At 61.1% G+C, this 20,368-nt stretch carries 21 protein-coding genes; 9 read left to right on the forward strand and 12 right to left on the reverse strand.

What is annotated here, in order from left to right:
- The first annotated feature begins 32 nt into the window (after positions 1–32).
- Genes AB4N85_RS22125 through AB4N85_RS22140 form a run of 4 tightly spaced genes read left to right on the forward strand, consistent with a single transcriptional unit; the run spans position 33 to position 2,832 of the window.
- Positions 33–515: a Fur family transcriptional regulator gene (locus AB4N85_RS22125; protein WP_150743227.1), complete on the forward strand. Its 483-nt coding sequence runs from the start codon at positions 33–35 to the stop codon at positions 513–515.
- On the forward strand, positions 515–1,300 hold the full coding sequence (gene znuC, locus AB4N85_RS22130) for a zinc ABC transporter ATP-binding protein ZnuC (protein ID WP_024014991.1): 786 nt from the start codon (positions 515–517) through the stop codon (positions 1,298–1,300). The genes AB4N85_RS22125 and znuC overlap by 1 nt, the downstream gene beginning before the upstream one ends.
- Positions 1,293–2,081 carry a zinc ABC transporter permease subunit ZnuB gene (gene znuB, locus AB4N85_RS22135; RefSeq protein WP_016772340.1) on the forward strand — a complete coding sequence of 263 codons (789 nt, stop codon included), beginning with the start codon at positions 1,293–1,295 and terminating at the stop codon, positions 2,079–2,081. Before znuC ends, znuB begins: the two co-directional genes overlap by 8 nt.
- A gap of 37 nt (positions 2,082–2,118) precedes the next feature.
- Complete coding sequence (locus AB4N85_RS22140; RefSeq protein ID WP_016772339.1) at positions 2,119–2,832, forward strand: PA5502 family lipoprotein; 714 nt, start codon at positions 2,119–2,121, stop codon at positions 2,830–2,832.
- 94 nt (positions 2,833–2,926) lie between these two features.
- Here the strand turns inward: AB4N85_RS22140 and katE are convergent, their stop codons facing one another.
- Positions 2,927–5,068 (reverse strand): catalase HPII, encoded by a 2,142-nt coding sequence (katE, locus tag AB4N85_RS22145; RefSeq protein WP_460065860.1) that lies wholly within the window; start codon positions 5,066–5,068, stop codon positions 2,927–2,929.
- A gap of 263 nt (positions 5,069–5,331) precedes the next feature.
- Here katE and AB4N85_RS22150 point away from each other — a divergent pair, with 263 nt between their 5' ends.
- The 3 genes from AB4N85_RS22150 (at position 5,332) to AB4N85_RS22160 (ending at position 7,857) form a co-directional block, all read left to right on the forward strand.
- Positions 5,332–6,339 (forward strand): methionine ABC transporter ATP-binding protein, encoded by a 1,008-nt coding sequence (locus AB4N85_RS22150; RefSeq protein ID WP_252868544.1) that lies wholly within the window; start codon positions 5,332–5,334, stop codon positions 6,337–6,339.
- A complete protein-coding gene (locus tag AB4N85_RS22155; RefSeq protein WP_016772337.1) occupies positions 6,339–7,013 on the forward strand; it encodes a methionine ABC transporter permease in 675 nt (224 codons plus the stop codon). Before AB4N85_RS22150 ends, AB4N85_RS22155 begins: the two co-directional genes overlap by 1 nt.
- Positions 7,014–7,077: 64 nt before the next feature.
- Positions 7,078–7,857, forward strand: coding sequence for a MetQ/NlpA family ABC transporter substrate-binding protein (locus AB4N85_RS22160; protein ID WP_460065865.1), 780 nt, complete (start codon positions 7,078–7,080; stop codon positions 7,855–7,857).
- A 278-nt stretch (positions 7,858–8,135) separates the two neighbouring features.
- On the opposite strand, the gene AB4N85_RS22165 is transcribed toward AB4N85_RS22160, so the two are convergent.
- The 5 genes from AB4N85_RS22165 to AB4N85_RS22185 are packed head-to-tail and all read right to left on the reverse strand — an operon-like array spanning position 8,136 to position 12,044.
- Positions 8,136–8,771 carry an SCO family protein gene (locus AB4N85_RS22165; protein ID WP_252868545.1) on the reverse strand — a complete coding sequence of 212 codons (636 nt, stop codon included), beginning with the start codon at positions 8,769–8,771 and terminating at the stop codon, positions 8,136–8,138.
- The gene (cyoE, locus tag AB4N85_RS22170; RefSeq protein ID WP_252868546.1) at positions 8,768–9,667 is read right to left on the reverse strand and encodes a heme o synthase; all 900 of its coding nucleotides are present in this window, start codon (positions 9,665–9,667) and stop codon (positions 8,768–8,770) included. The genes AB4N85_RS22165 and cyoE overlap by 4 nt, the downstream gene beginning before the upstream one ends.
- Entirely contained in the window at positions 9,655–10,734 is a 1,080-nt protein-coding gene (locus AB4N85_RS22175) for a COX15/CtaA family protein (RefSeq protein ID WP_039757117.1), read from the reverse strand. Before AB4N85_RS22175 ends, cyoE begins: the two co-directional genes overlap by 13 nt.
- A 10-nt stretch (positions 10,735–10,744) precedes the next feature.
- A complete protein-coding gene (locus AB4N85_RS22180) occupies positions 10,745–11,338 on the reverse strand; it encodes a hypothetical protein (protein WP_150637313.1) in 594 nt (197 codons plus the stop codon).
- Positions 11,304–12,044: an SURF1 family protein gene (locus AB4N85_RS22185; protein WP_252868547.1), complete on the reverse strand. Its 741-nt coding sequence runs from the start codon at positions 12,042–12,044 to the stop codon at positions 11,304–11,306. The genes AB4N85_RS22180 and AB4N85_RS22185 overlap by 35 nt, the downstream gene beginning before the upstream one ends.
- A 70-nt stretch (positions 12,045–12,114) precedes the next feature.
- Here AB4N85_RS22185 and AB4N85_RS22190 point away from each other — a divergent pair, with 70 nt between their 5' ends.
- Entirely contained in the window at positions 12,115–12,318 is a 204-nt protein-coding gene (locus tag AB4N85_RS22190) for a twin transmembrane helix small protein (RefSeq protein ID WP_056791257.1), read from the forward strand.
- A gap of 9 nt (positions 12,319–12,327) precedes the next feature.
- Here the strand turns inward: AB4N85_RS22190 and AB4N85_RS22195 are convergent, their stop codons facing one another.
- The 4 genes from AB4N85_RS22195 to coxB all read right to left on the reverse strand — a co-directional run bounded on the left by AB4N85_RS22195 (position 12,328) and on the right by coxB (position 16,722).
- Positions 12,328–13,215: a cytochrome c oxidase subunit 3 gene (locus tag AB4N85_RS22195; RefSeq protein WP_252868548.1), complete on the reverse strand. Its 888-nt coding sequence runs from the start codon at positions 13,213–13,215 to the stop codon at positions 12,328–12,330.
- A 25-nt stretch (positions 13,216–13,240) separates the two neighbouring features.
- Positions 13,241–13,792 (reverse strand): cytochrome c oxidase assembly protein, encoded by a 552-nt coding sequence (locus AB4N85_RS22200; protein WP_016772328.1) that lies wholly within the window; start codon positions 13,790–13,792, stop codon positions 13,241–13,243.
- Between the two features lie 133 nt (positions 13,793–13,925).
- Complete coding sequence (gene ctaD, locus AB4N85_RS22205) at positions 13,926–15,512, reverse strand: cytochrome c oxidase subunit I (RefSeq protein ID WP_016772327.1); 1,587 nt, start codon at positions 15,510–15,512, stop codon at positions 13,926–13,928.
- 82 nt (positions 15,513–15,594) lie between these two features.
- Entirely contained in the window at positions 15,595–16,722 is a 1,128-nt protein-coding gene (coxB, locus tag AB4N85_RS22210) for a cytochrome c oxidase subunit II (protein WP_016772326.1), read from the reverse strand.
- Between the two features lie 370 nt (positions 16,723–17,092).
- Between coxB and AB4N85_RS22215 the strand changes: the two genes are divergently transcribed.
- Positions 17,093–17,743, forward strand: a complete 651-nt coding sequence (locus AB4N85_RS22215) for a hypothetical protein (protein ID WP_041476468.1) — start codon at positions 17,093–17,095, stop codon at positions 17,741–17,743.
- A gap of 136 nt (positions 17,744–17,879) precedes the next feature.
- Here AB4N85_RS22215 and AB4N85_RS22220 read toward each other — a convergent pair whose 3' ends face one another.
- The gene (locus tag AB4N85_RS22220) at positions 17,880–19,406 is read right to left on the reverse strand and encodes a SulP family inorganic anion transporter (protein WP_375122941.1); all 1,527 of its coding nucleotides are present in this window, start codon (positions 19,404–19,406) and stop codon (positions 17,880–17,882) included.
- Between the two features lie 90 nt (positions 19,407–19,496).
- On the reverse strand, positions 19,497–20,225 hold the full coding sequence (locus AB4N85_RS22225) for a carbonic anhydrase (protein WP_016772323.1): 729 nt from the start codon (positions 20,223–20,225) through the stop codon (positions 19,497–19,499).
- Positions 20,226–20,368 lie beyond the last annotated feature (143 nt).

Genomic DNA, 20,368 nt, shown 5'->3' on the forward strand with positions numbered 1-20,368 from the left:
AATAACGTCTCCAGCAAATCTCGTCGCCGCTCATGCCTATTACACCGATTGCCAGCCGTCCCCACGACCACTCCCATTGCGTGCACAGCGCTCTGTCCGAGGCCGATACCTTGTGCGCGCAGAAAGGTTTGCGTCTGACTGCCCTGCGCCGCCGCGTGCTGGAACTGGTCTGGCAGAGTCACAAACCGCTGGGTGCCTATGACATCCTCGCGGTGCTCAGCGAGCAGGACGGCCGCCGCGCAGCGCCGCCTACCGTGTACCGCGCACTGGATTTCCTGCTCGAAAACGGCCTGGTCCATCGCATCTCGTCGCTCAACGCCTTCGTTGGCTGCGTGCATCCTGAACACGCGCATCAGGGCCAGTTCCTGATCTGCCGCGAGTGCCACGCCGCCATCGAACTTGAGCAAAAAGTGATCAGCGACGCGATCGTTAGCAGCGCCAAGGACGTGGGTTTCATCGTCGAAGCGCAGACGGTCGAAGTGGTTGGTCTGTGCGCCGGTTGCCAGGGGGCCTGATGAGCAACGCGCTGATCCGTCTGGAGCAGGTCGCCGTCACGTTTGCCGGGCAGACCGTGCTGGACAACATCGAGCTGAGCGTCGAGCCGGGGCAGATCGTCACCCTGATCGGCCCCAATGGCGCCGGCAAGACCACGCTGGTACGCGCCGTGCTCGGGCTGTTGAAGCCGAACAGTGGCAGCGTCTGGCGCAAGCCGAAATTGCGCGTCGGTTACATGCCGCAGAAACTGCATGTTGACCCGACGCTGCCGCTGTCAGTGCTGCGCTTCCTGCGCCTGGTGCCTGGCGTCGATCGTTCGCGTGCCTTGGCCGCGTTGAAGGAAGTTGGCGCCGAACACGTGATCGACAGCCCGGTGCAGAGCGTTTCCGGCGGCGAAATGCAGCGCGTGCTGCTGGCTCGGGCACTGCTGCGCGAGCCGGAACTGTTGGTGCTGGATGAACCGGTGCAGGGCGTCGACGTGGCCGGGCAGGCCGAGCTGTACAGCCTGATCACCCGTCTGCGCGACCGCCACGGTTGCGGCGTGCTGATGGTGTCCCACGATTTGCATCTGGTGATGAGCACCACCGATCAGGTGGTCTGCCTCAATCGTCACGTCTGCTGCTCCGGGCATCCCGAGCAGGTCAGCGGCGATCCGGCATTTGTCGAGTTGTTCGGCAAGAATGCGCCGAGTCTGGCGATCTATCACCACCATCACGACCACGCCCACGACCTGCACGGTTCGGTGGTCAAAGGTCCGCTCGGCGGGCAACCTCATGTTCATGGAGACGGCTGCAAGCATGGCTGATTTTCTTTTGTATGCCCTGCTTGCAGGTCTGGCCCTGGCGCTGGTGGCCGGACCGCTCGGCTCGTTTGTGGTGTGGCGGCGCATGGCCTATTTCGGCGATACCCTGTCCCACGCCGCGTTGCTTGGCGTGGCGCTGGGCTTTCTGCTGGACGTCAGCCCGACGGTGGCGGTGACGGTCGGTTGCCTGCTGCTGGCGGTGCTCTTGGTGACGCTGCAACAGCGTCAGCCACTGGCATCCGACACCCTGTTGGGAATTCTTGCACCGAGCACCCTCTCTCTCGGCCTGGTGGTACTAAGCTTCATGCATGAAGTGCGGATCGACCTGATGGCCTATCTGTTCGGCGACTTGCTGGCAATCAGTCCGAGCGATCTTGCGTGGATTCTCGGTGGCACCGCGGCGGTGCTGGTGTTGCTGGTGACGCTGTGGCGACCGCTGCTGGCGGTCACCGTGCACGAAGAACTGGCGCGGGTCGAAGGCTTGCCGGTTGCGGGTTTGCGCTTGGCGCTGATGCTGTTGATCGCGGTGGTGATCGCCGTGGCGATGAAAATCGTCGGGGTGTTGCTGATTACATCGCTACTGATCATCCCGGCGGCTGCGGCACAGCGTCACGCCCGTTCGCCGGAGCAGATGGCCTTGGGCGCGAGCCTGCTGGGCATGCTCGCGGTGTGCGGCGGGCTGGCGTTGTCGTGGTTCAAGGACACTCCGGCGGGGCCGTCTATCGTTGTGACGGCAGCCGCGCTGTTTCTGTTGAGTTTTGTTCTGCCCCGTCGTGGGGTGTAGACTTGGCCGCTTTTTGCGCAATTAGAGAGTCGCAGGAATGAAGCCGTTCGCCTCCCGTTATCTGCTCCTTGTCGCATTTTCAGTGCTGCTGGGCGCCTGCCAAAGCACGCCGCCGGTGGCTGAAGTCCCCGATGCGCGGGCTACGGCCATCGCACAGCTGGAGCAAAGCCTGGCCAGCAGCGAACTGGCCACCGCCGAAGACCAGTTGGCCGCGTTGCAGGCCGCGACCCCCAACGATCAGTCCCTTGAGCAGTACCAGCGGCAGCTGGCCGAGGCGTACCTGCGCCGCAGCCAGATCGTTCTGCAAAAGGGCGATGTCAACGCTGCCGCCACCGCGCTCAGCCGCGCCCGTGCTCTGATGCCCAAGGCGCCAGCGCTGACCGGCGGCGTCAACGGCGCGATCACCGAAGCGCGCAAGGCCGAGCTGGAAAAGGCCGAGGCCGCGTTGCTGGCTGCCGAAGCCAGGCCGAAAGCCAAGGTCATCGACCCGACCGCCGAGAGCACCACTGTTGCGTTGAACATCGGCGATATTCACAAGCTGCAACGACAACTCGATGCTATCGCCGCCGATGTGGTGAATTACGAATGCGCCGTCAGCATCCAGGCGCCGCGCACCGCGGATTATCCGTGGCTGGCGACGTTGCTGAGCAAGCGAGTAAAGAAGCTCGATCCTGATTTTGATTTGCAGATCGAGAAGCAGATCTTGCGCACGGTTCCGGCGCAGATGGTTTTAAGTCCGCGCAAGCCATAAAAAGCTTCGCGAGCAGGCTCGCTCCCACAGGTGCAACAGCGTACCTGTGGGAGCGAGCCTGCTCGCGAAAGCGTCCTCTCAACCAATAAAGATCTTAAGCCGGAATAGCCTTGGCCTTAGGCTCCCGCGCCCAGACCCGATGCTCGCCGATCGCGGCGAAGAACGGTTTGGTCAACGCCCCTACATCCGCGCCCTGCAGCAGCCCAGCATCCGCATCCAGCTTCAGCAAGTCCTGCAATTGCTTGGCCTCGCCGTGCAGCGCGACCGCCTTCAGGTGCTTGTAGGCTTCGAGCAGGTAGTGCAACGCCACGCCGTCACCGCTCAACGCGGTAATCGACGCCGCGCCACCCGGTACGAACACCGCATCGAACGCAATTGAAGGCATGCCTTCCATCGACGCATCCACCGGCAATGCCTTGCCGTCAGCGGTCTTCACTGGCGCCGAGGTCGGGCCGAGCAGTTTCGCGTGGGCGCCTTCGGCTTCAAGTGCTTTCTTCATCGCATCGATGGCTGCAGCATCAACGCCGTTGGCCGCGAGAATCGCCACTTTGCGCGTCTTGATGTTGCCTGGCAGCAGGTTGGCCTGGCTCAGCGCTGGCGATTGCTCCAGCGAGGTCTTGCGCACTTCGACCGTGCCTTTGGCGGGTGCCGGCAAACCAAGGTTTTCAGCCACACGTTTGGCCAGGGTCAGGTCGATATTGGCGAGGATCTCGTTCACTTCACGGGCACGGATGAACTCACGCTCGACCTTGCCCAGCTCGAAGCTGTAGGCAGCGATGATGTGCTCTTTTTCGTGGTCGCTCATGCTGTTGAAGAACAAGCGGGCCTGGGAGAAGTGATCGCTGAACGACTCGCTGCGCTGACGGATCTTCGCCGCATCGATGCGCTCCGGGTAGCTCTCGAAACCACCGTCCTGTGCCGCTGGCGGGGTTTCTTTTGGCCAACCGCCGTCGATCGAGTTCGGCTCGTACGAGGCACGCCCCTTGTCGATGGTGGTGCGGTGTTGCGCATCGCGCTGGCCGTTGTGGAACGGCGCCACCGGACGATTGATCGGCAGCTCATGGAAGTTCGGCCCGCCGAGTCGGCTGATCTGCGTGTCGGTATAGGAAAACAGCCGACCTTGCAGCAACGGGTCATTGGAGAAGTCGATACCCGGCACAATGTGGCCAGGGCAGAAGGCGACCTGCTCGGTTTCGGCGAAGAAGTTGTCCGGGTTGCGGTTCAGGGTCATTTTGCCCAGCGGCGTAATCGGGACGATTTCTTCTGGAATGATCTTGGTCGGGTCGAGGATGTCGAAGTCGAAATCGTGTTCGTTCTCTTCTTCGACGATCTGCACGCCCAGTTCCCATTCCGGGTAATCGCCCATCTCGATCGCTTCCCACAGGTCGCGGCGGTGGTAGTCGGTGTCCTTACCGGCGAGCTTCTGCGCCTCGTCCCACACCAGCGAGCAAGTGCCGGCGGTAGGGCGCCAGTGGAATTTGACGAAGCGTGATTTGCCCTCGGCGTTGATCAGGCGGAAGGTGTGTACGCCAAAGCCCTGCATGCTGCGCAGGCTTTTCGGGATCGCCCGGTCGGACATCGCCCAGATGACCATGTGCGCCGATTCCGGCACCAGCGAGACGAAGTCCCAGAACGTGTCGTGAGCCGAGCCGCCGGTCGGGATTTCGTTGTGCGGCTCGGGTTTCACCGCGTGGACGAAGTCCGGGAACTTGATCGCGTCCTGAATGAAGAACACCGGCATGTTGTTGCCGACCAGGTCGAAGTTACCCTCGTCGGTAAAGAATTTCACCGCAAAGCCGCGCACGTCACGCACGGTATCGCCGGAACCCCGTGGCCCCTGCACCGTAGAAAAACGCACGAACACCGGGGTTTTCTTACCCGGATCCTGCAGGAAACCGGCCTTGGTCAGCGCTGCATGGTTCTCGTAGGTCTGAAAGAAACCGTGGGCGCCGGTACCGCGCGCATGGACGATACGCTCCGGAATGCGCTCATGGTCAAAGTGCGTGATCTTTTCACGCATGATGAAATCTTCCAGCAGCGACGGCCCGCGCGGCCCGGCTTTGAGGGTGTTCTGGTTGTCGGCGATCTTCACGCCCTGATTGGTGCGTAGCGCCTGACCGGTGGCGTCGGAACGGAATTCTTCCAGGCTGTCGAGCTTGGCGTTGGTGTTGGCGCGATCCGGGGTATCGGTCCCGGCCATTTCGCTTTTATCAGGTGCAGGCTTTTTGATGCTCATCAGACGTAAACTCCTCGTTTGGCCCCGGATGCCTTCCGAAGACCCTTGAGTGATTCCCGGGCACGGCACCCAGGGGTTTCAAGTCGCTTAAGTAGTGACTGATGAGCGTTTCAGCCGTTCCGTTTATCTGACCTTTGATCGCGTTATTGCCAAATTGAAGGTTAATTGCGAAATAAATGCTAAGAACCTCTATACGGACAGGCTAAAATGCGCGCCCGGCTAACCGCTGATCCTTTTCCAACGCGCCCCACAAGGTTCGCTACGTGATCGAGTTTCAAAACGTCCACAAGACTTACCGCGTTGCCGGTAAGGATATTCCCGCGCTGCACCCGACCAGTCTCGCCATCGAGAACGGCCAGGTGTTCGGCCTGATTGGCCATTCCGGTGCGGGCAAAAGTACCCTGCTGCGTCTGATCAATCGCCTGGAAGATTCCAGTGGCGGCAAGATCATCGTCGACGGCGAAGAAGTCACCGCACTGGACGCCAACGGACTGCGCCGTTTCCGCCAGCAGGTCGGGATGATCTTCCAGCACTTCAATCTGCTCGCCTCCAAGACCGTCGCCGACAACGTGGCCCTGCCGCTGACCCTGGCCGGTGAGCTGTCGATCAGTGAAATCAATCAACGAGTGGCCGAGCTGCTGGCGCGGGTCGGTTTGTCCGACCACGCGAAAAAGTACCCGGCGCAACTGTCCGGCGGTCAGAAGCAGCGCGTCGGCATCGCCCGTGCGCTGGCGACCAAGCCGAAGATTCTGCTGTGCGACGAGGCCACCAGCGCCCTCGACCCGCAGACCACCGCATCGGTCCTGCAACTGCTGGCGGAAATCAATCGCGAACTGAAACTGACCATTGTCCTGATCACCCACGAAATGGACGTGATCCGGCGCGTCTGCGATCAGGTCGCGGTGATGGACGCCGGCGTGATCGTCGAGCAGGGTCCGGTGGCCGATGTGTTCCTGCATCCGCAGCACCCGACCACCAAACGTTTCGTCCAGGAAAGCGAGCAGATTGACGAGAGCGAGCAGCGTGACGATTTCGCCCACGTGCCCGGGCGCATCGTGCGTCTGACCTTCCAGGGTGAAGCGACCTACGCGCCGTTGCTCGGCACCGTCGCCCGGGAAACCGGCGTCGACTACAGCATCCTTGCCGGTCGCATCGACCGCATCAAAGACATTCCGTACGGGCAACTGACCCTCGCTGTCACCGGTGGCGACATGGAGGCGGCGTTTGCCCGCTTCACCGCCGCTGACGTTCACATGGAGGTGTTGCGCTAATGGCTGACCTGATGAGTTTCTTCGCCAATATCGACTGGTACGAAATCTGGCTGGCGACTGGCGACACCATGCTGATGCTCGGCGGTTCGCTGCTGTTCACCGTGCTGCTCGGCCTGCCGCTGGGGGTGCTGCTGTTTCTCTGCAGCCCGCGCCAGTTGCTGGAAAACCGTGGCCTCTACGCCGTGCTGTCGCTGGTGGTGAACATCTTGCGTTCGCTGCCATTCATCATTCTGCTGATCGTGATGATTCCGTTCACCGTGCTGATCACCGGCACCTCGCTGGGCGTGGCCGGGGCGATTCCGCCGCTGGTGGTGGGTGCTACGCCGTTCTTCGCGCGTCTGGTGGAAACCGCGCTGCGCGAAGTCGATCGCGGCATCATCGAAGCGACCCAGTCGATGGGCGCGACCACGCGGCAGATCATCATGAACGCCCTGCTGCCGGAAGCCCGTCCGGGCATCTTCGCAGCGATTACGGTGACAGCGATTACACTGGTGTCCTACACGGCGATGGCCGGTGTGGTCGGCGCCGGTGGTCTGGGCGACCTGGCGATCCGTTTCGGCTACCAGCGTTTCCAGACCGACGTGATGATCGTCACCGTGGTGCTGCTGTTGATTCTGGTGCAAGTGCTGCAAATGGTTGGCGACCGCCTGGTCGTGCATTTCTCGCGCAAATAAGCGGTTTTTTAATCAAGAGGCGCCGGCCATTCGCTGGCGGGCGCCCTCACAAGGAGTTAGCTGAATGAAAAAACTGATCGCTGCTTTCGCTGCTTTCGCCGCTGTTGCGGCGTTTTCGGCCCACGCCGAGACCCTGACCGTTGCCGCCACCCCGGTGCCGCACGCGGAAATCCTCGAGTTCGTCAAACCGGCCCTGGCCAAGGAAGGCGTGGATCTGAAGGTCAAGGTCTTCACCGACTACATTCAGCCGAACGTACAGGTCGCGGAAAAGCGTCTGGACGCGAACTTCTTCCAGCACCAGCCGTATCTTGATGAATTCAACAAGGCCAAGGGCACTGATCTGGTCGCTGTGACAGGCGTGCATCTGGAGCCACTGGGCGCTTATTCGAGCAAGATCAAGGATCTGAAAGACCTGCCCGGCGGTGCCAACGTGGTGATCCCGAACGACGCCACCAACGGCGGCCGTGCGCTGTTGCTGCTGGACAAGGCTGGCGTGATCAAGCTCAAGGATTCGAAGAACATTCTGTCGACCGTCAAAGACATCGCCGAGAATCCGAAAGACCTGAAGATCCGTGAACTGGAAGCCGCGACCATTCCGCGCGTGCTGACCCAGGTCGATCTGGCGCTGATCAACACCAACTACGCGCTGGAAGCCAAGCTTGATCCGTCCAAGGATGCGCTGGTGATCGAAGGCAACGACTCGCCGTACGTGAACATCCTCGTGTCCCGCGCTGACAACAAGGACAGCGACGCGATGAAGAAACTGGCGGCTGCGCTGCACAGCCCGCAAGTGAAGCAGTTCATTACCGAGAAGTACAAAGGCGCGGTATTGCCGGCGTTCTGATTTGGATGGCTGCAATGAAAAAGGGGACGCCAATGGCGTCCCCTTTTTTGTGTCTGGTGTCTGGCTTTGGACCTGCTTTGAAGCTGCCCCTCACCCCAGCCCTCTCCCAGAGGTAGAGGGGGCCGACCGAGGTGTCTGGCGCTATGCATCGACCTGAAAGATCCAGTCGATTATGGATTCAGCACAGCGCTTACACGGCGTATTGCTTCAGCATCCCCCAATCAGTCCCCTCTCCCTCTGGGAGTGGGTTAGGGTGAGGGGCTTTTCGCTTTCTGCGTTTATTTGCGGTTGAGCATCACCGGCAATTGCGCCACCAGTTTGGTGTTATTCAACGGCGCCCGAATAAACCCACGCTGCGTACCATCCGGCCCGATCACCGCCAGATTGCCGCTATGGTCCACCGTGTAATTCGGCTTGCTGGTATCAGCCGGAATGAACGGAATGCTCACCGCATTCGCCACCTTCTGCAGCTGTTCGATCGATGTCGGCGTCAGGCCAATGAACTGCGGATCGAAGTAGCCCAGATACTGTTTCAACTGCTTCGGCGTATCGCGGTTGGGGTCAACGCTGACCAGCACGATCTGCAATTTATCCACAGCCTCTTTCGGCAATTCACTCTTGATCTGTCGCAGTTGCGCCAGGGTGGTCGGGCAGATGTCCGGGCAGAAGGTGTAGCCGAAGAACAACAGACTCCACTTGCCTTTCAACTCGTCGATGGCAACCGGTTTGCCGTCCTGATCGGTCATGGTCACGTCCGGCAGGTTGCGACTCTGCGGCAGCAGGATAATGCCGGCGTCGATCAGCGCAGTCGGGTCGCCCTGGCCTTTGCCGTTCAGCACTTTATTCACGGTAAGCCCGAGGATCAGCGCGATCACGGCGACGAGGATGAAGACGGTTTTCTGGGTTCGGGTCATAGGTTCAACAGTAAGTAGTGGTCTACGAGCAGGGCGATGAACAACAGGAACAAGTACCAGATAGAGTACTTGAAGGTGTTGATCGCCGCGTGCGGCCGACTGCCACGGTACAGCACCACGGCCCATTGCAGAAACCTCGCGCCCAACGCCAGCGCGCAGACCAGATACAGCACGCCGCTCATGTGAATCACGTACGGCAGCAGACTCACCGCCAGCAACGCAAATGTGTAGAGCAGAATGTGCACTTTGGTGTAGTGCTCGCCATGGGTCACCGGCAGCATCGGAATGTCGGCCTTGGCGTATTCCTCCTTGCGATGAATCGCCAGCGCCCAGAAATGCGGCGGGGTCCAGGCGAAGATGATCAGCACCAGCAACAGCGGTTCGGCGCTGACATGGCCGGTGGCGGCGGTCCAGCCGAGCAGCGGTGGCGCCGCGCCAGCGAGGCCGCCGATGACGATGTTCTGCGGCGTCGCGCGTTTGAGGAAACCGGTGTAGACCACCGCGTAACCGAGTAGTGAAGCGAGGGTCAGCCAAGCGGTCAGCTGATTGGTGAAGGTCAGCAGCAGCGCCTGACCGAGCAGCGCCAGCACCAAGGCGAAGGTCAGCGCCGCCGCAGGTGAAACCCGGCCTTCGGCCAAGGGACGTTTGTGCGTGCGCGCCATTACCGCATCGATGCGCCGATCGACCACATGATTGACCGCCGCCGCACCGCCGGCACACAACGCAATGCCCAGATTGCCAAACACCAGCACTGTCCACGGTACGCCCGCGCGGGTGGCGAGGAACATGCCGACCAGCGAGGTGATCAGCATCAGCACCACGACTTTCGGTTTGGTCAGCTCCAGATAATCGCGCCACAGCGCTTGCGCCGCACGCTCGCCGATCAGACTCGCCATGGCGTTTCTCCTTTCAATGCGATGGGCGCAACGGCAGGTTTGTGCGCACTCAAGCGCCAGCGCGCCAGCACCGGTTGGCTCACCCGCAGCAGGCTGGTGCGGGCGTGGTAATTGACCAGTACCAGCGTCAGCAACAGCGCCGCACCGCCAGCGTTATGGGCGACGGCCACCGGCAGCGGCAGATGAAACAGCACGTTGCTGATGCCGAGGGTGATCTGCGCCGCAAGGGCGATCAGCAGCAATCCGGCCAATCGGGTCATGCCTACCGCTTTCAACTGCCAGGCCAGACCGAGCAGTACGACCGTCACTAGCAAAGCGCCGATGCGGTGAGTCAGGTGAATCGCCGTGCGTGCATCGCTATCGAGTTGCCCGCCGAGATAATTCGGGCCGATGTGCTGGGTCAGGTGGAAACCATTGGCGAAGTCCGCCGGCGGCAGCCATTGACCATGGCAGGTGGGGAAGTCGATGCAGGCCACCGCTGCATAGTTGGAACTGACCCAGCCGCCCAAAGCGATCTGGCCGATCACCAGCAGCAGGCCCGCCGTCGCCCAGTATTGCAGGCGCTTGGGTACCGTCAGCGCCGGCAGCACGCCGGACAACCTCAGCGTCAGCAGGAACAGCAGACTCAACGTGGCAAAGCCGCCGAGCAAGTGCCCGGTGACCACTTGCGGCCAGAGCTTGAGCGTCACCGTCCACATACCGAACGCCGCTTGGGCGATGACCACCGCCAGCAGAAACAGCGGCAGTTTCACCGGCTGGCCCGGATGGCGCCGGTTGACCCAGGCGCGCCCGGCCAGCACTGAAATCAGCAAACCGAGGGTGCCGGCGAAGTAGCGGTGAATCATCTCGTTCCAGCCCTTGTGCGCCTCCACTGGCGCGTCAGGGAAGTGCAGTTCGGCATGGGCCAGTTGCGCCTCGCTTTTCGGCACGCTGATAAAGCCGTAGCAGCCTGGCCAGTCCGGGCAGCCGAGGCCGGCATGGGTCAGGCGCGTATAGGCGCCGAGCAACACCACAATCAGTGCCAGCAGGGTGGCAAACAGCGCGAGGCGAAATCCAGGTTTGGCCATGACGATGCCCTCATCCGATGTTCGACAGTTTCAGCAGATGCCGCAGGTCGTTAAGCAGATCCTTGCCCTTCACATTCGGCTCGTAACGCAGCACCAGATTGCCGTGCGGGTCGACGATCCACAGCTGCGGCACGGCTTTGTCGCCGGTGGTCCTGGCGAACACGCCGGCATCCAGCGGATAGCGCTGCAACTGTGGATATTCGCGATCGAGTTTGGCGGCGTAATCGGCGCTCAGTGGTTGCGCGGCGGCGAGGGCGTGGCTGGCGCGGCCGGCTTCGCGGCCGAGGCTGATCTGGATCTGCCGCGCCAGATAAACCAGTTGCTGGCAATCGACGGCGCAATCCTTCGGCGCCGTGACCAGAATCTGCCAGCGCTGCTCGTCGGCCTGCACGCCGAGGTCGGCGCGGGTCTGGCCGTTGCCGATCAGCTCGCCGTGATAGCTGCGTCCTTCCGGCACCCAGAACTGCAATTTGTACATGCCGGTGGCGAGCAGCATCGGCCCGACCACGCCAAGCACGATCAGCAACAACTGAATGCGCCCGCGCCGGCGGCTGGGGGCAGGTTTGGCCTCAGACATGCTGGGTGGATTCATGGCGCTTCCCATGGCGTTTCTCCTTTGCGTGGTGCCAGCCGAAATAGAGGTAGAGCCCAAGCAGGGCCGTGGCCATGGCGAACCATTGCACGGCGTAGCCGAGGTGTTTTTCCGGCCCCATCGCGACTACCGGCCAATCGGTCTGATAGCTGACCGGGCCGGGTTCGGCGCGTAATTCGTAGGCGAAGCCGTCGCGCTCCAGGGTTCGCCACAATTTGCCCGGCTCGACGGCGGTAATGGTTTGCGGCCAGACATTGCTGGCCGGATCGGCGTGCAACTGGAACGTCGCGCCGGGAGCGACGTAGACCCAGGCGTCGAGCGTCAGCGTCTCGGCGGGTGTTGTAAATTGCGGCGGCACACGCCGGTCGGGCCAAGGCAGCCAGCCGCGATTGACCAGCAGCCACAGACCGCTGCGTTGATCCTGAAACGGTTGCAGCAATTCAACGCCGACCTTGCCGCCACGCTGGCGGTTGTCGAGCAACAGGGTATGGGCGGGGTCGAACTGGCCGTGCAGGCGCACGCGGCGGTAAGCCGGGTCGGCGTTGCCGAGCAGTTCACTGCTGGCCAGCGGTTCGGCCACGCGACGTTCGGCATAACTGGCCAGCAGCGCGGTTTTCTCCGCGCCCCGGCCCAGTTGCCAGAAGCCCAGCGCAACCATCAGCGGCAGCAACAGCGCCACCACGACAGTGGGAATCACGCCCGGGCTAAAGCGCTTCATGGGCGCGCCATAAAGTCAGTCATCGCGATCGCTATACTCAATTGCATCGCCTGTCCCCCGGAGTCTTGCCATGTTCAAAGCAGCGATCGTCCTGATGCTGATTGCCACGGTCGTCAGCCTGTTCAGCGGCCTGTTTTTCCTGGTCAAGGACGACAGCAGCTCCAATCGCCTGGTCATCGCCTTGAGTGTTCGGGTGGCACTGGCCGTGGGCACCGTCGGCCTGATGGCCTGGGGTTTCTACAGCGGCCAGTTGGTGTCCCATGCGCCCTGGTAGCGCCAGCAGTCAGAGGACGTAAACGAAGAAGAACAAACCGATCCACACCACATCGACGAAGTGCCAGTACCAGCTCGCCGCCTCGAAACCGAACTGGTGCTCGTTGTCGAAGTGGCCCTTCATGATCCGCATCAGCATCACGAACAGGATGATGGTGCCGATGGTCACGTGGGCGCCGTGGAATCCGGTGAGCATGAAGAACGTCGCGCCGTAGATGCCCGAGCCGAGGGTCAGCCCCAGCTCTTTATAGGCGTGGATGTATTCCTCGGCCTGGAAACCGAGGAACGCGATGCCCAGCAGTACGGTGATCGCCAGCCACAGTTTCAGTGCGCCGCGATGGCCTTTCTTCAGCGCATGGTGGGCGATGGTGATGGTCACGCTGGAGCTGACCAGCAGGATCGTGTTGAGCAGCGGCAGGCCCCACGGGCTGATGACTTCTTTTGGCGGCGGGAACAGTTTCGGATCAGGTGTGTGCAGCAGCGGCCAGACAAATTCGAAGTTCGGCCAGAGCATGTGCGCGATGCCTTTCGGCCCCTCACCGCCCAGCGCCGGCCCGGACACATGGCGCACATAGAACAGCGCGCCGAAGAAGGCGACGAAAAACATCACCTCGGAAAAGATAAACCAGCTCATGCCCCAGCGGAACGAACGGTCCAGTTGTGGGCTGTACAACCCCGCACGACTTTCCTTGATCACCGCACCGAACCAGCCGAACAACATGTACGCCAGCAGCAGGCCGCCGACGAAAAAGATCAGCGGGCCGTGGGAATCCGGGCGTGCGGCCTTGAGATCGTTGAACCAGGTGGCCAGGCCGTACACGGTGACGAACATCCCGAGCGTGGCGATGATCGGCCATTTGCTCTGGGCCGGGACGTAATAATGCTCATGAGTTGCCATTTATTGTTCTCCTTATCGGCCACGCTCAACCGCCAGTGTTAACAGCCACCGGCGGATGTCGGGCGGTGATATCGAACAGCGTGTAGGACAGCGTCAGGTGCTTCACTTCCTTGGGCATGTCGCGGTCAACGATGAAACGCACCGGCATTTCGATCTGTTCACCGGGCTGCAGCACCTGCTGGGTAAAACAAAAGCATTCGGTCTTGTGAAAAAACGCCGCGGCGTTGCTCGGCGCAATACTCGGCACCGCTTGCGCACTCATCGGTTTGTCGGTGGGATTGCGTGCGATGAACACCATTTCGTTGACCGCCCCAGGGTTGGCGGTCAGCTCGTCGTGTTTCGGGTAAAAGTCCCACGGCATGTCGGCGGTGTTGGTCGAGAGAAACTGCACGCGCACCTGGCGCGACGTGTCGACCACTTGCTCGCCTGCATACTGGCCGCCGGTCTTGCCGTTGATGCCGAAGGCTTTGCACATCACGTCGTAGATCGGCACCAGGGCGAAACCGAAGACGAACATCGCCACCACCACCAGCAGCAGACGGGTGACGAGTTTCTTCAGCGAGATCGAGTCAGCCATGGTTCATGCCTCCCTCGTGTTCCCTGGTGGCCGGTGATGCTGTGGTGAGGGGATCTGTGTACATCCACAGAAGATCTGTGAGCATCCACTGGGGATCTGTGCCTCTGCACACATTGCAAAAAACAGGAGGTGTTCATTTCACTTCCGGCGGCGTGGTGAAGGTGTGATACGGCGCCGGCGACGGCACGCTCCACTCCAGCCCTTCGGCGCCGTCCCACGGTTTGGCCGGGGCCGGTGCGCCGCCACGGATGGTCTTGATGACGATGAACAGGAAGAAGATCTGCGTGGCGCCAAACATGAACGCGCCGATCGACGAGACCATGTTGAAATCGGCGAACTGCAAGTTGTAATCCGGAATCCGTCGCGGCATCCCCGCAAGGCCGACGAAGTGCATCGGGAAAAAGGTCAGGTTCATGCCCACGAACGACAGCCAGAAATGCAGCTTGCCGAGGGTTTCGTCGTACATGTGCCCGGTCCACTTCGGCAGCCAGTAATAGGCCGAGGCGAAGATGCCGAAGATCGCCCCGGGCACCAGCACGTAGTGGAAGTGCGCGACAACGAAGTAGGTGTCCTGGTACTGGAAGTCCGCCGGGGCGATTGCCAGCATCAGCCCGGAAAAACCACCGATCGAGAACAGGATGACGAACGCCACGGCAAACAGCATCGGCGTCTCGAAGGTCATCGAGCCCTGCCACATGGTGCTGGCCCAGTTGAACACTTTCACACCCGTAGGCACGGCGATCAGCATGGTCGCGTACATGAAGAACAACTCGCCCACCAGCGGGATGCCGACCACGAACATGTGGTGCGCCCAGACGATGAACGACAGGAACGCGATGCTCGCCGTGGCGTAGACCATCGAGGTGTAGCCGAACAGCGGTTTGCGCGCGAAGGTCGGGATGATCTGGCTGACCGCGCCGAACGCCGGCAGGATCATGATGTACACCTCGGGGTGGCCGAAGAACCAGAACACATGCTGGAACAGCACCGGGTCACCGCCGCCGGCAGCACTGAAGAAACTGGTGCCGAAGTGGATGTCCATGAGCATCATCGTCACGCAGCCAGCGAGCACCGGCATCACTGCGATCAGCAGAAACGCGGTGATCAGCCAGGTCCACACGAACAGCGGCATTTTCATCAGGGTCATGCCGGGTGCGCGCAGGTTGAGGATGGTCGCGACTACGTTGATCGCGCCCATGATCGAACTGATGCCCATCAAGTGGATGGCGAAGATGAAGAACGTCACGCTTTCCGGTGCATAAGTCGTCGACAGCGGCGCGTAGAACGTCCAGCCGAAATTCGGCCCGCCACCGGGGGTGAACAGCGTCGAGACCAGCAGCAGAAACGCTGCCGGCAACAGCCAGAAACTGAAGTTGTTCATCCGTGGCAGGGCCATGTCGGGCGCGCCGACCATCAGCGGAATCATCCAGTTGGCGAGACCGACGAATGCCGGCATCACCGCACCGAACACCATGACCAGACCGTGCATGGTGGTCATCTGGTTGAAGAATTCCGGCTGCACGATCTGCAGGCCGGGCTGGAACAGCTCGGCGCGAATGACCATGGCGAACGAGCCGCCGAGCAGGAACATGCAGAAGGCAAACCACAGGTACAGCGTGCCGATGTCCTTGTGGTTGGTGGTCAGCACCCAGCGCATCAGGCCTTTGGCGGGGCCGTGGGCGTGGTCGGCGTGACCGTGGTCATCGATGACAGCGCTCATGGCCGGTCTCCTTCACGAAAGTGGACGGGGCAGGCCAGGGCGCGCTGCCCCGACCGGTTCACTGAATACGCAATTGACCGGCTCATTTGCTTTCCGCCTGTTTCAGCTCCAGCACTTCTTTTGGCGTGACCATGTCGCCCTTGTTGTTGCCCCAGGCGTTACGTTCGTAAGTCACGACCGCTGCGATATCGACTTCCGACAGCTGTTTGCCGAACGCCGCCATGGCGGTGCCCGGTTTGCCGTGGTAGACGATGCTCAGGTGATCCTTGATCGGCCCGGTGGCGATTTTCGAGCCCTTGAGTGCCGGGAACATCGGCGGCAGGCCCTGGCCTTCGGCTTGGTGACAGGCCACGCAAGTGGTGTGATAGACCTTGTCACCGCGCTCCTTGAGCTCGTCGAGGGTCCATTCCTTGCTGGTCAGTTCTTTGAGCTGCGCGGCCTCGGCCTTGCGCTCGGCGAGCCATTTTTCGTAGTCGGCCTGTTCCTTGACCTCGACCACGATCGGCATGAAGCCGTGGTCCTTGCCGCACAATTCGGCGCACTGGCCACGGTAGAGGCCAGGCTTGTCGATGCGCGTCCAGGCCTCATTGACGAACCCGGGAATCGCATCGCGCTTGACCGCAAACGCCGGCACCCACCATGAGTGAATGACGTCAGCCGAGGTCACCAGAAAGCGCACCTTGGCGCCGATCGGCAGCACCAGCGGCTTGTCGACTTCGAGCAAGTAATGCTCGCCCTTGGCTTCCTTGTTGTGGATCTGCTCGGCGGGGGTGGCCAGGTTGCTGAAGAACTCGACGTCCTGGCCCAGGTATTTGTAGTGCCACTTCCACTGATAACCGGTGATCTGGATATCGATGTCCGGCTCGCTGGTGTCGTACATCTTGATCAGCGTCGCGGTGGCAGGGACGGCCATGGCCACCAGGATCAGCAGCGGCACGATGGTCCACATGATCTCGACGCCGGTGCTTTCGTGGAATTTGGCCGCGACCTGGCCGGTAGAGCGGCGGTGCACCATCATCGACCAGAACATGGCGCCGAAGACGATGATCCCGATCACCACACAGATCCAGAAAATGGTCATGTGCAGGTCGAATACTGCGTGACTGATTTCAGTCGCTCCAGGCGCCATATTCACAGTCCATGCCGCGTTGGCCGGGCTGAAAATCGACCACAACAGGAGGCCCATCCAGACATGTGGATGTCGCATCATTGCGGGTTCCCCTTATCGTTCTTGTTATCCCGCCGGCGTATCGCCTGCGGCAAGGGAGCGGCTGCATCAGACTACGAACTTGAATCGCCGGGCCTTGCTGCGGGTGCAGTCGGGCGTCATCAGCTAACTCCATTCATTGGCGAGTATAGACAGCGCCCGGGATTTGCAACCCGGGCACGTAAATGAGCTGAAACACCCGGCGCTTGCGTTCAAGTGCCCGAATGGAGAAGGATGCAGACAAGTGGTGGCGAATGGATATAACGCAGCTGCATCAAGGATGAAATAATTATGACAAATGCGTCTTAGCGTTTTTCGTAAGCCAGCTAAGTTATGTCTTCCCTATTTCATTGCCTTGTTTCCTGGAGTTTTCATGAACACCGCCGCATTGCGCGAGCAGATCCAACAAGCCCAACAGCACGAAAAAGACACCGGCCTGCTGACCCGTCAGCTGGAAAGCAAGCTGCCTCACCTGCACCCGGCGATCCAGTTGCCGGAAGCCGACGCCCAGGGCGTTCTGACACGTTTTGTCGCCGCCTACATCGATGAAGTACCAGACCTGCTGGATGCAGCCAATGAAGTCGCCAGGGAAGCGGGAATCGAATCGCAGATCAAACCGGTGCTGAAGATCGCCGAGCAGTATTTCCTCCAGCCGCCGGCGATCATGGCTGGGCACGTCGGCCTGGACAGCCTGCTCGACGAGGCCTATCTGGCACACCGTTTTGTCGAAGAGGTCAACGACCTGTACATCAAGCATTTCGGCCAGCCATTGATCCCCTTGGACATGACGGTCGCCAACCTGATTGCTCACCAATTGATCGGTGAGGAATTCGCCAACCAACTGGACGAAGCGGTGCATCACGCGATCGACGAGATGCTCAACGAAGAGAGTTTTGCTTTGGAGTCGGTAGAAGCCTACCGCGAAAAACTCAGCAGCCCGGACACTGGCGCGGCGTGGAAACGCTGGCCGTGCATGAGCCGCCGGTTGGGTGTGGGGCTTGAGCTGGATCAGCCTGCTGCGTAACCCTCATACACCATAGATGCAATGTGGGAGCGAGCCTGCTCGCGAATGCGGTCGATCATTCAACATCTCTGTTGGCTGATACACCGCTTTCGCGAGCAGGCTCGCTCCCACAGGGTTTGTGCTCAGGCAGGAAGATCTAGCCAGCCGCACCAATCCCGGTATTGGTCCGCACCCGCCCCTCAAGCCGTCGCTTCAACCCACGCGATTCGATCAACAGCTTCGACCCCTTCGCCGCATTCGCCCGGCCCCATTCCTCAAGCAACTCCAGACACGAGTGGTCGATGTAGCTGAGGTTGTTCAGCGGCACATGTACCGTCGTACCGTGGGGAATGCTGCCCAGCACTTGAGTCAGCGCCGGCACTTTGAGGAACGTCGCTGCACCAACCAGACGCAGTTCCATCTCGCCGTCCTGCGGCAAGTCGATCAGGCTGATCTTCAGGCGCGAAGCCTTGAATGCCAGCTTCAACATGGTCAGACCGAAGCCGATCAGCACACCGGTGAGCAGGTCAGTGAAGATGATCGCCAACGCTGTAGCGGCGTAGGTGAACATCGGCATCCGCCCGTATCGACCCAGACCACGGAAGGCTTTCAGGTCGACCAGCTTGAAGCCGGTATACACCAGCACACCCGCCAGACTCGCCACCGGAATGCTTTGCAGCACGCTCGACAGCAACAGCACGAATGCCAGCAGCCATAGGCCATGGAAAATCGTCGAGTAGCGTGTGGTCGCACCGGCCTGGACGTTGGCCGAACTGCGCACGATCACTCCGGTCATCGGCAGCGCGCCGACCAGACCGCAGAGCATGTTGCCGACACCTTGCGCCGACAGTTCACGATCGAAGTCCGAACGCACGCCGCTGTGCATGCGATCCACCGCCGCAGCGGACAGCAGGGTTTCGGCACTGGCGATAAACGCCACGGCGAACGCGGCAACCAGCAGTGTCGGGTCGGCCAGATTCATCAGGTCGGCCGGCTTGAGCCAATCGATCGCTTCGGCCAGGTTCGCCGGTACCTCAACGCGCTTGACCTGCAACGCCAGCATCAGGCTCGCCACCGTCGCCAGACCCACACCGAGCAATGCGCCGGGAATGAAGCGCAGCGAATGCGGACGGAATTTTTCCCACAGCCACATCACCGCAATCGTCGACAAGCCGAGCAGACCCGCCTGCCAGCCCAACGATGGCAAGGCCTGCGCCACGGCCGCCGGGAACGCCGTGAGGTTGTCCAGCCCGGAAGGCTGCGGCTTGGCATCGAGCATCACATGGATTTGCGAGAGCACAATCAACACGCCAATGCCCGCGAGCATGCCGTAGACCACCGCTGGCGCCGTGACCCGAAACCAGCAGCCAAGCTTCAGTCGCCCGGCGACCAGTTGCAGAAAACCGGCGAGCAGCAGGATCGGTCCGAGCATCTCGACGCCATGCTGGCGCACCAGCTCGAAAACCAGCACTGCCAGACCCGCCGCCGGACCGCTGACCTGCAACGGCGACCCCGCCAGCCAACCGACCACCAGACCGCCGATAATGCCGGTGATCAGACCTTTTGCCGGCGGCAGCCCTGACGCAATCGCGATGCCCATGCACAGCGGCAGGGCGACCAGAAACACAACCACGGAAGCGAGCAGCTCCCGTGGCAACACAGCTTTCAATTGAGCCGCACGCATGGCGATTCTCCCGAAGTTTTCTTCAGGCGTGGCGAGGCCGGACCGCTGAATCAGCGGCCGGCGTCATACCACACAGATTGTTGGGAAGATTTAGAAGCGCGCTTTGGGCGTCGCCACAGGAATCGGATGGCTGCCGTCGAGAGGCAGGAAACGACCCTGGTCCGCGTCGTAAGCTTTGATTTCGCTGGTTTCGATGTTGTAGACCCAGCCATGGATGAACAGATGACCGTTCGCCATGCGCGAGGCTACCGAAGGATGGGTACGCAAGTGCTGCAGTTGGGCGATGACGTTTTCCTCGGTGAGGATCGGCATGCTGTCTTTTTCGTCGGTGCAGTTGCAGTTGTCGTGCACCATGGTTTTTGCGACTTCAGCGTGGCGCAGCCAGGCTTTGACCGTCGGCATTTTTTCCAGGCTGTCGGGGTTGAGTACCGCGCGCATGGCGCCGCAATCGGAGTGGCCGCAAATGATGATGTGCTGCACGCCCAGCGCCAGTACCGCGTATTCGATCGCGGTGGAGACGCCGCCGTTCATCTGACCGTAGGGCGGCACCACGTTGCCGACGTTACGGGTAACGAACAGATCGCCCGGCGAGCTCTGGGTGATCAGCTCGGGAACGATGCGCGAGTCGGCGCAAGTGATGAACATCGCCTTGGGCGCCTGAGCGGTGGCGAGCTTCTTGAACAATTCTTCCTGCTGCGGAAAAACGTCATGGTGAAAGCGTAAAAAGCCATCAACGATCTGTCGCAGTGCTGCATCGGCGGATTGTGCTTCAGGGCTTTGCGCCGAGGCAGCCAACGACTGTTTATCCTTGTCACTCATGATTCATCCTCTTGTGCGGATTCAGGGAGTCTTCCCCGGTATTCCGGTATGAAGCCAGTGGCTGTTTAAACCATCCGGGTCATCCCGACCCGTCAGTCACTCGATGAACAAGGTAGCCGCCGAAACTTAACTGAAACTGAATC

The organism is Pseudomonas sp. H1_G08 (genome assembly GCF_054681355.1).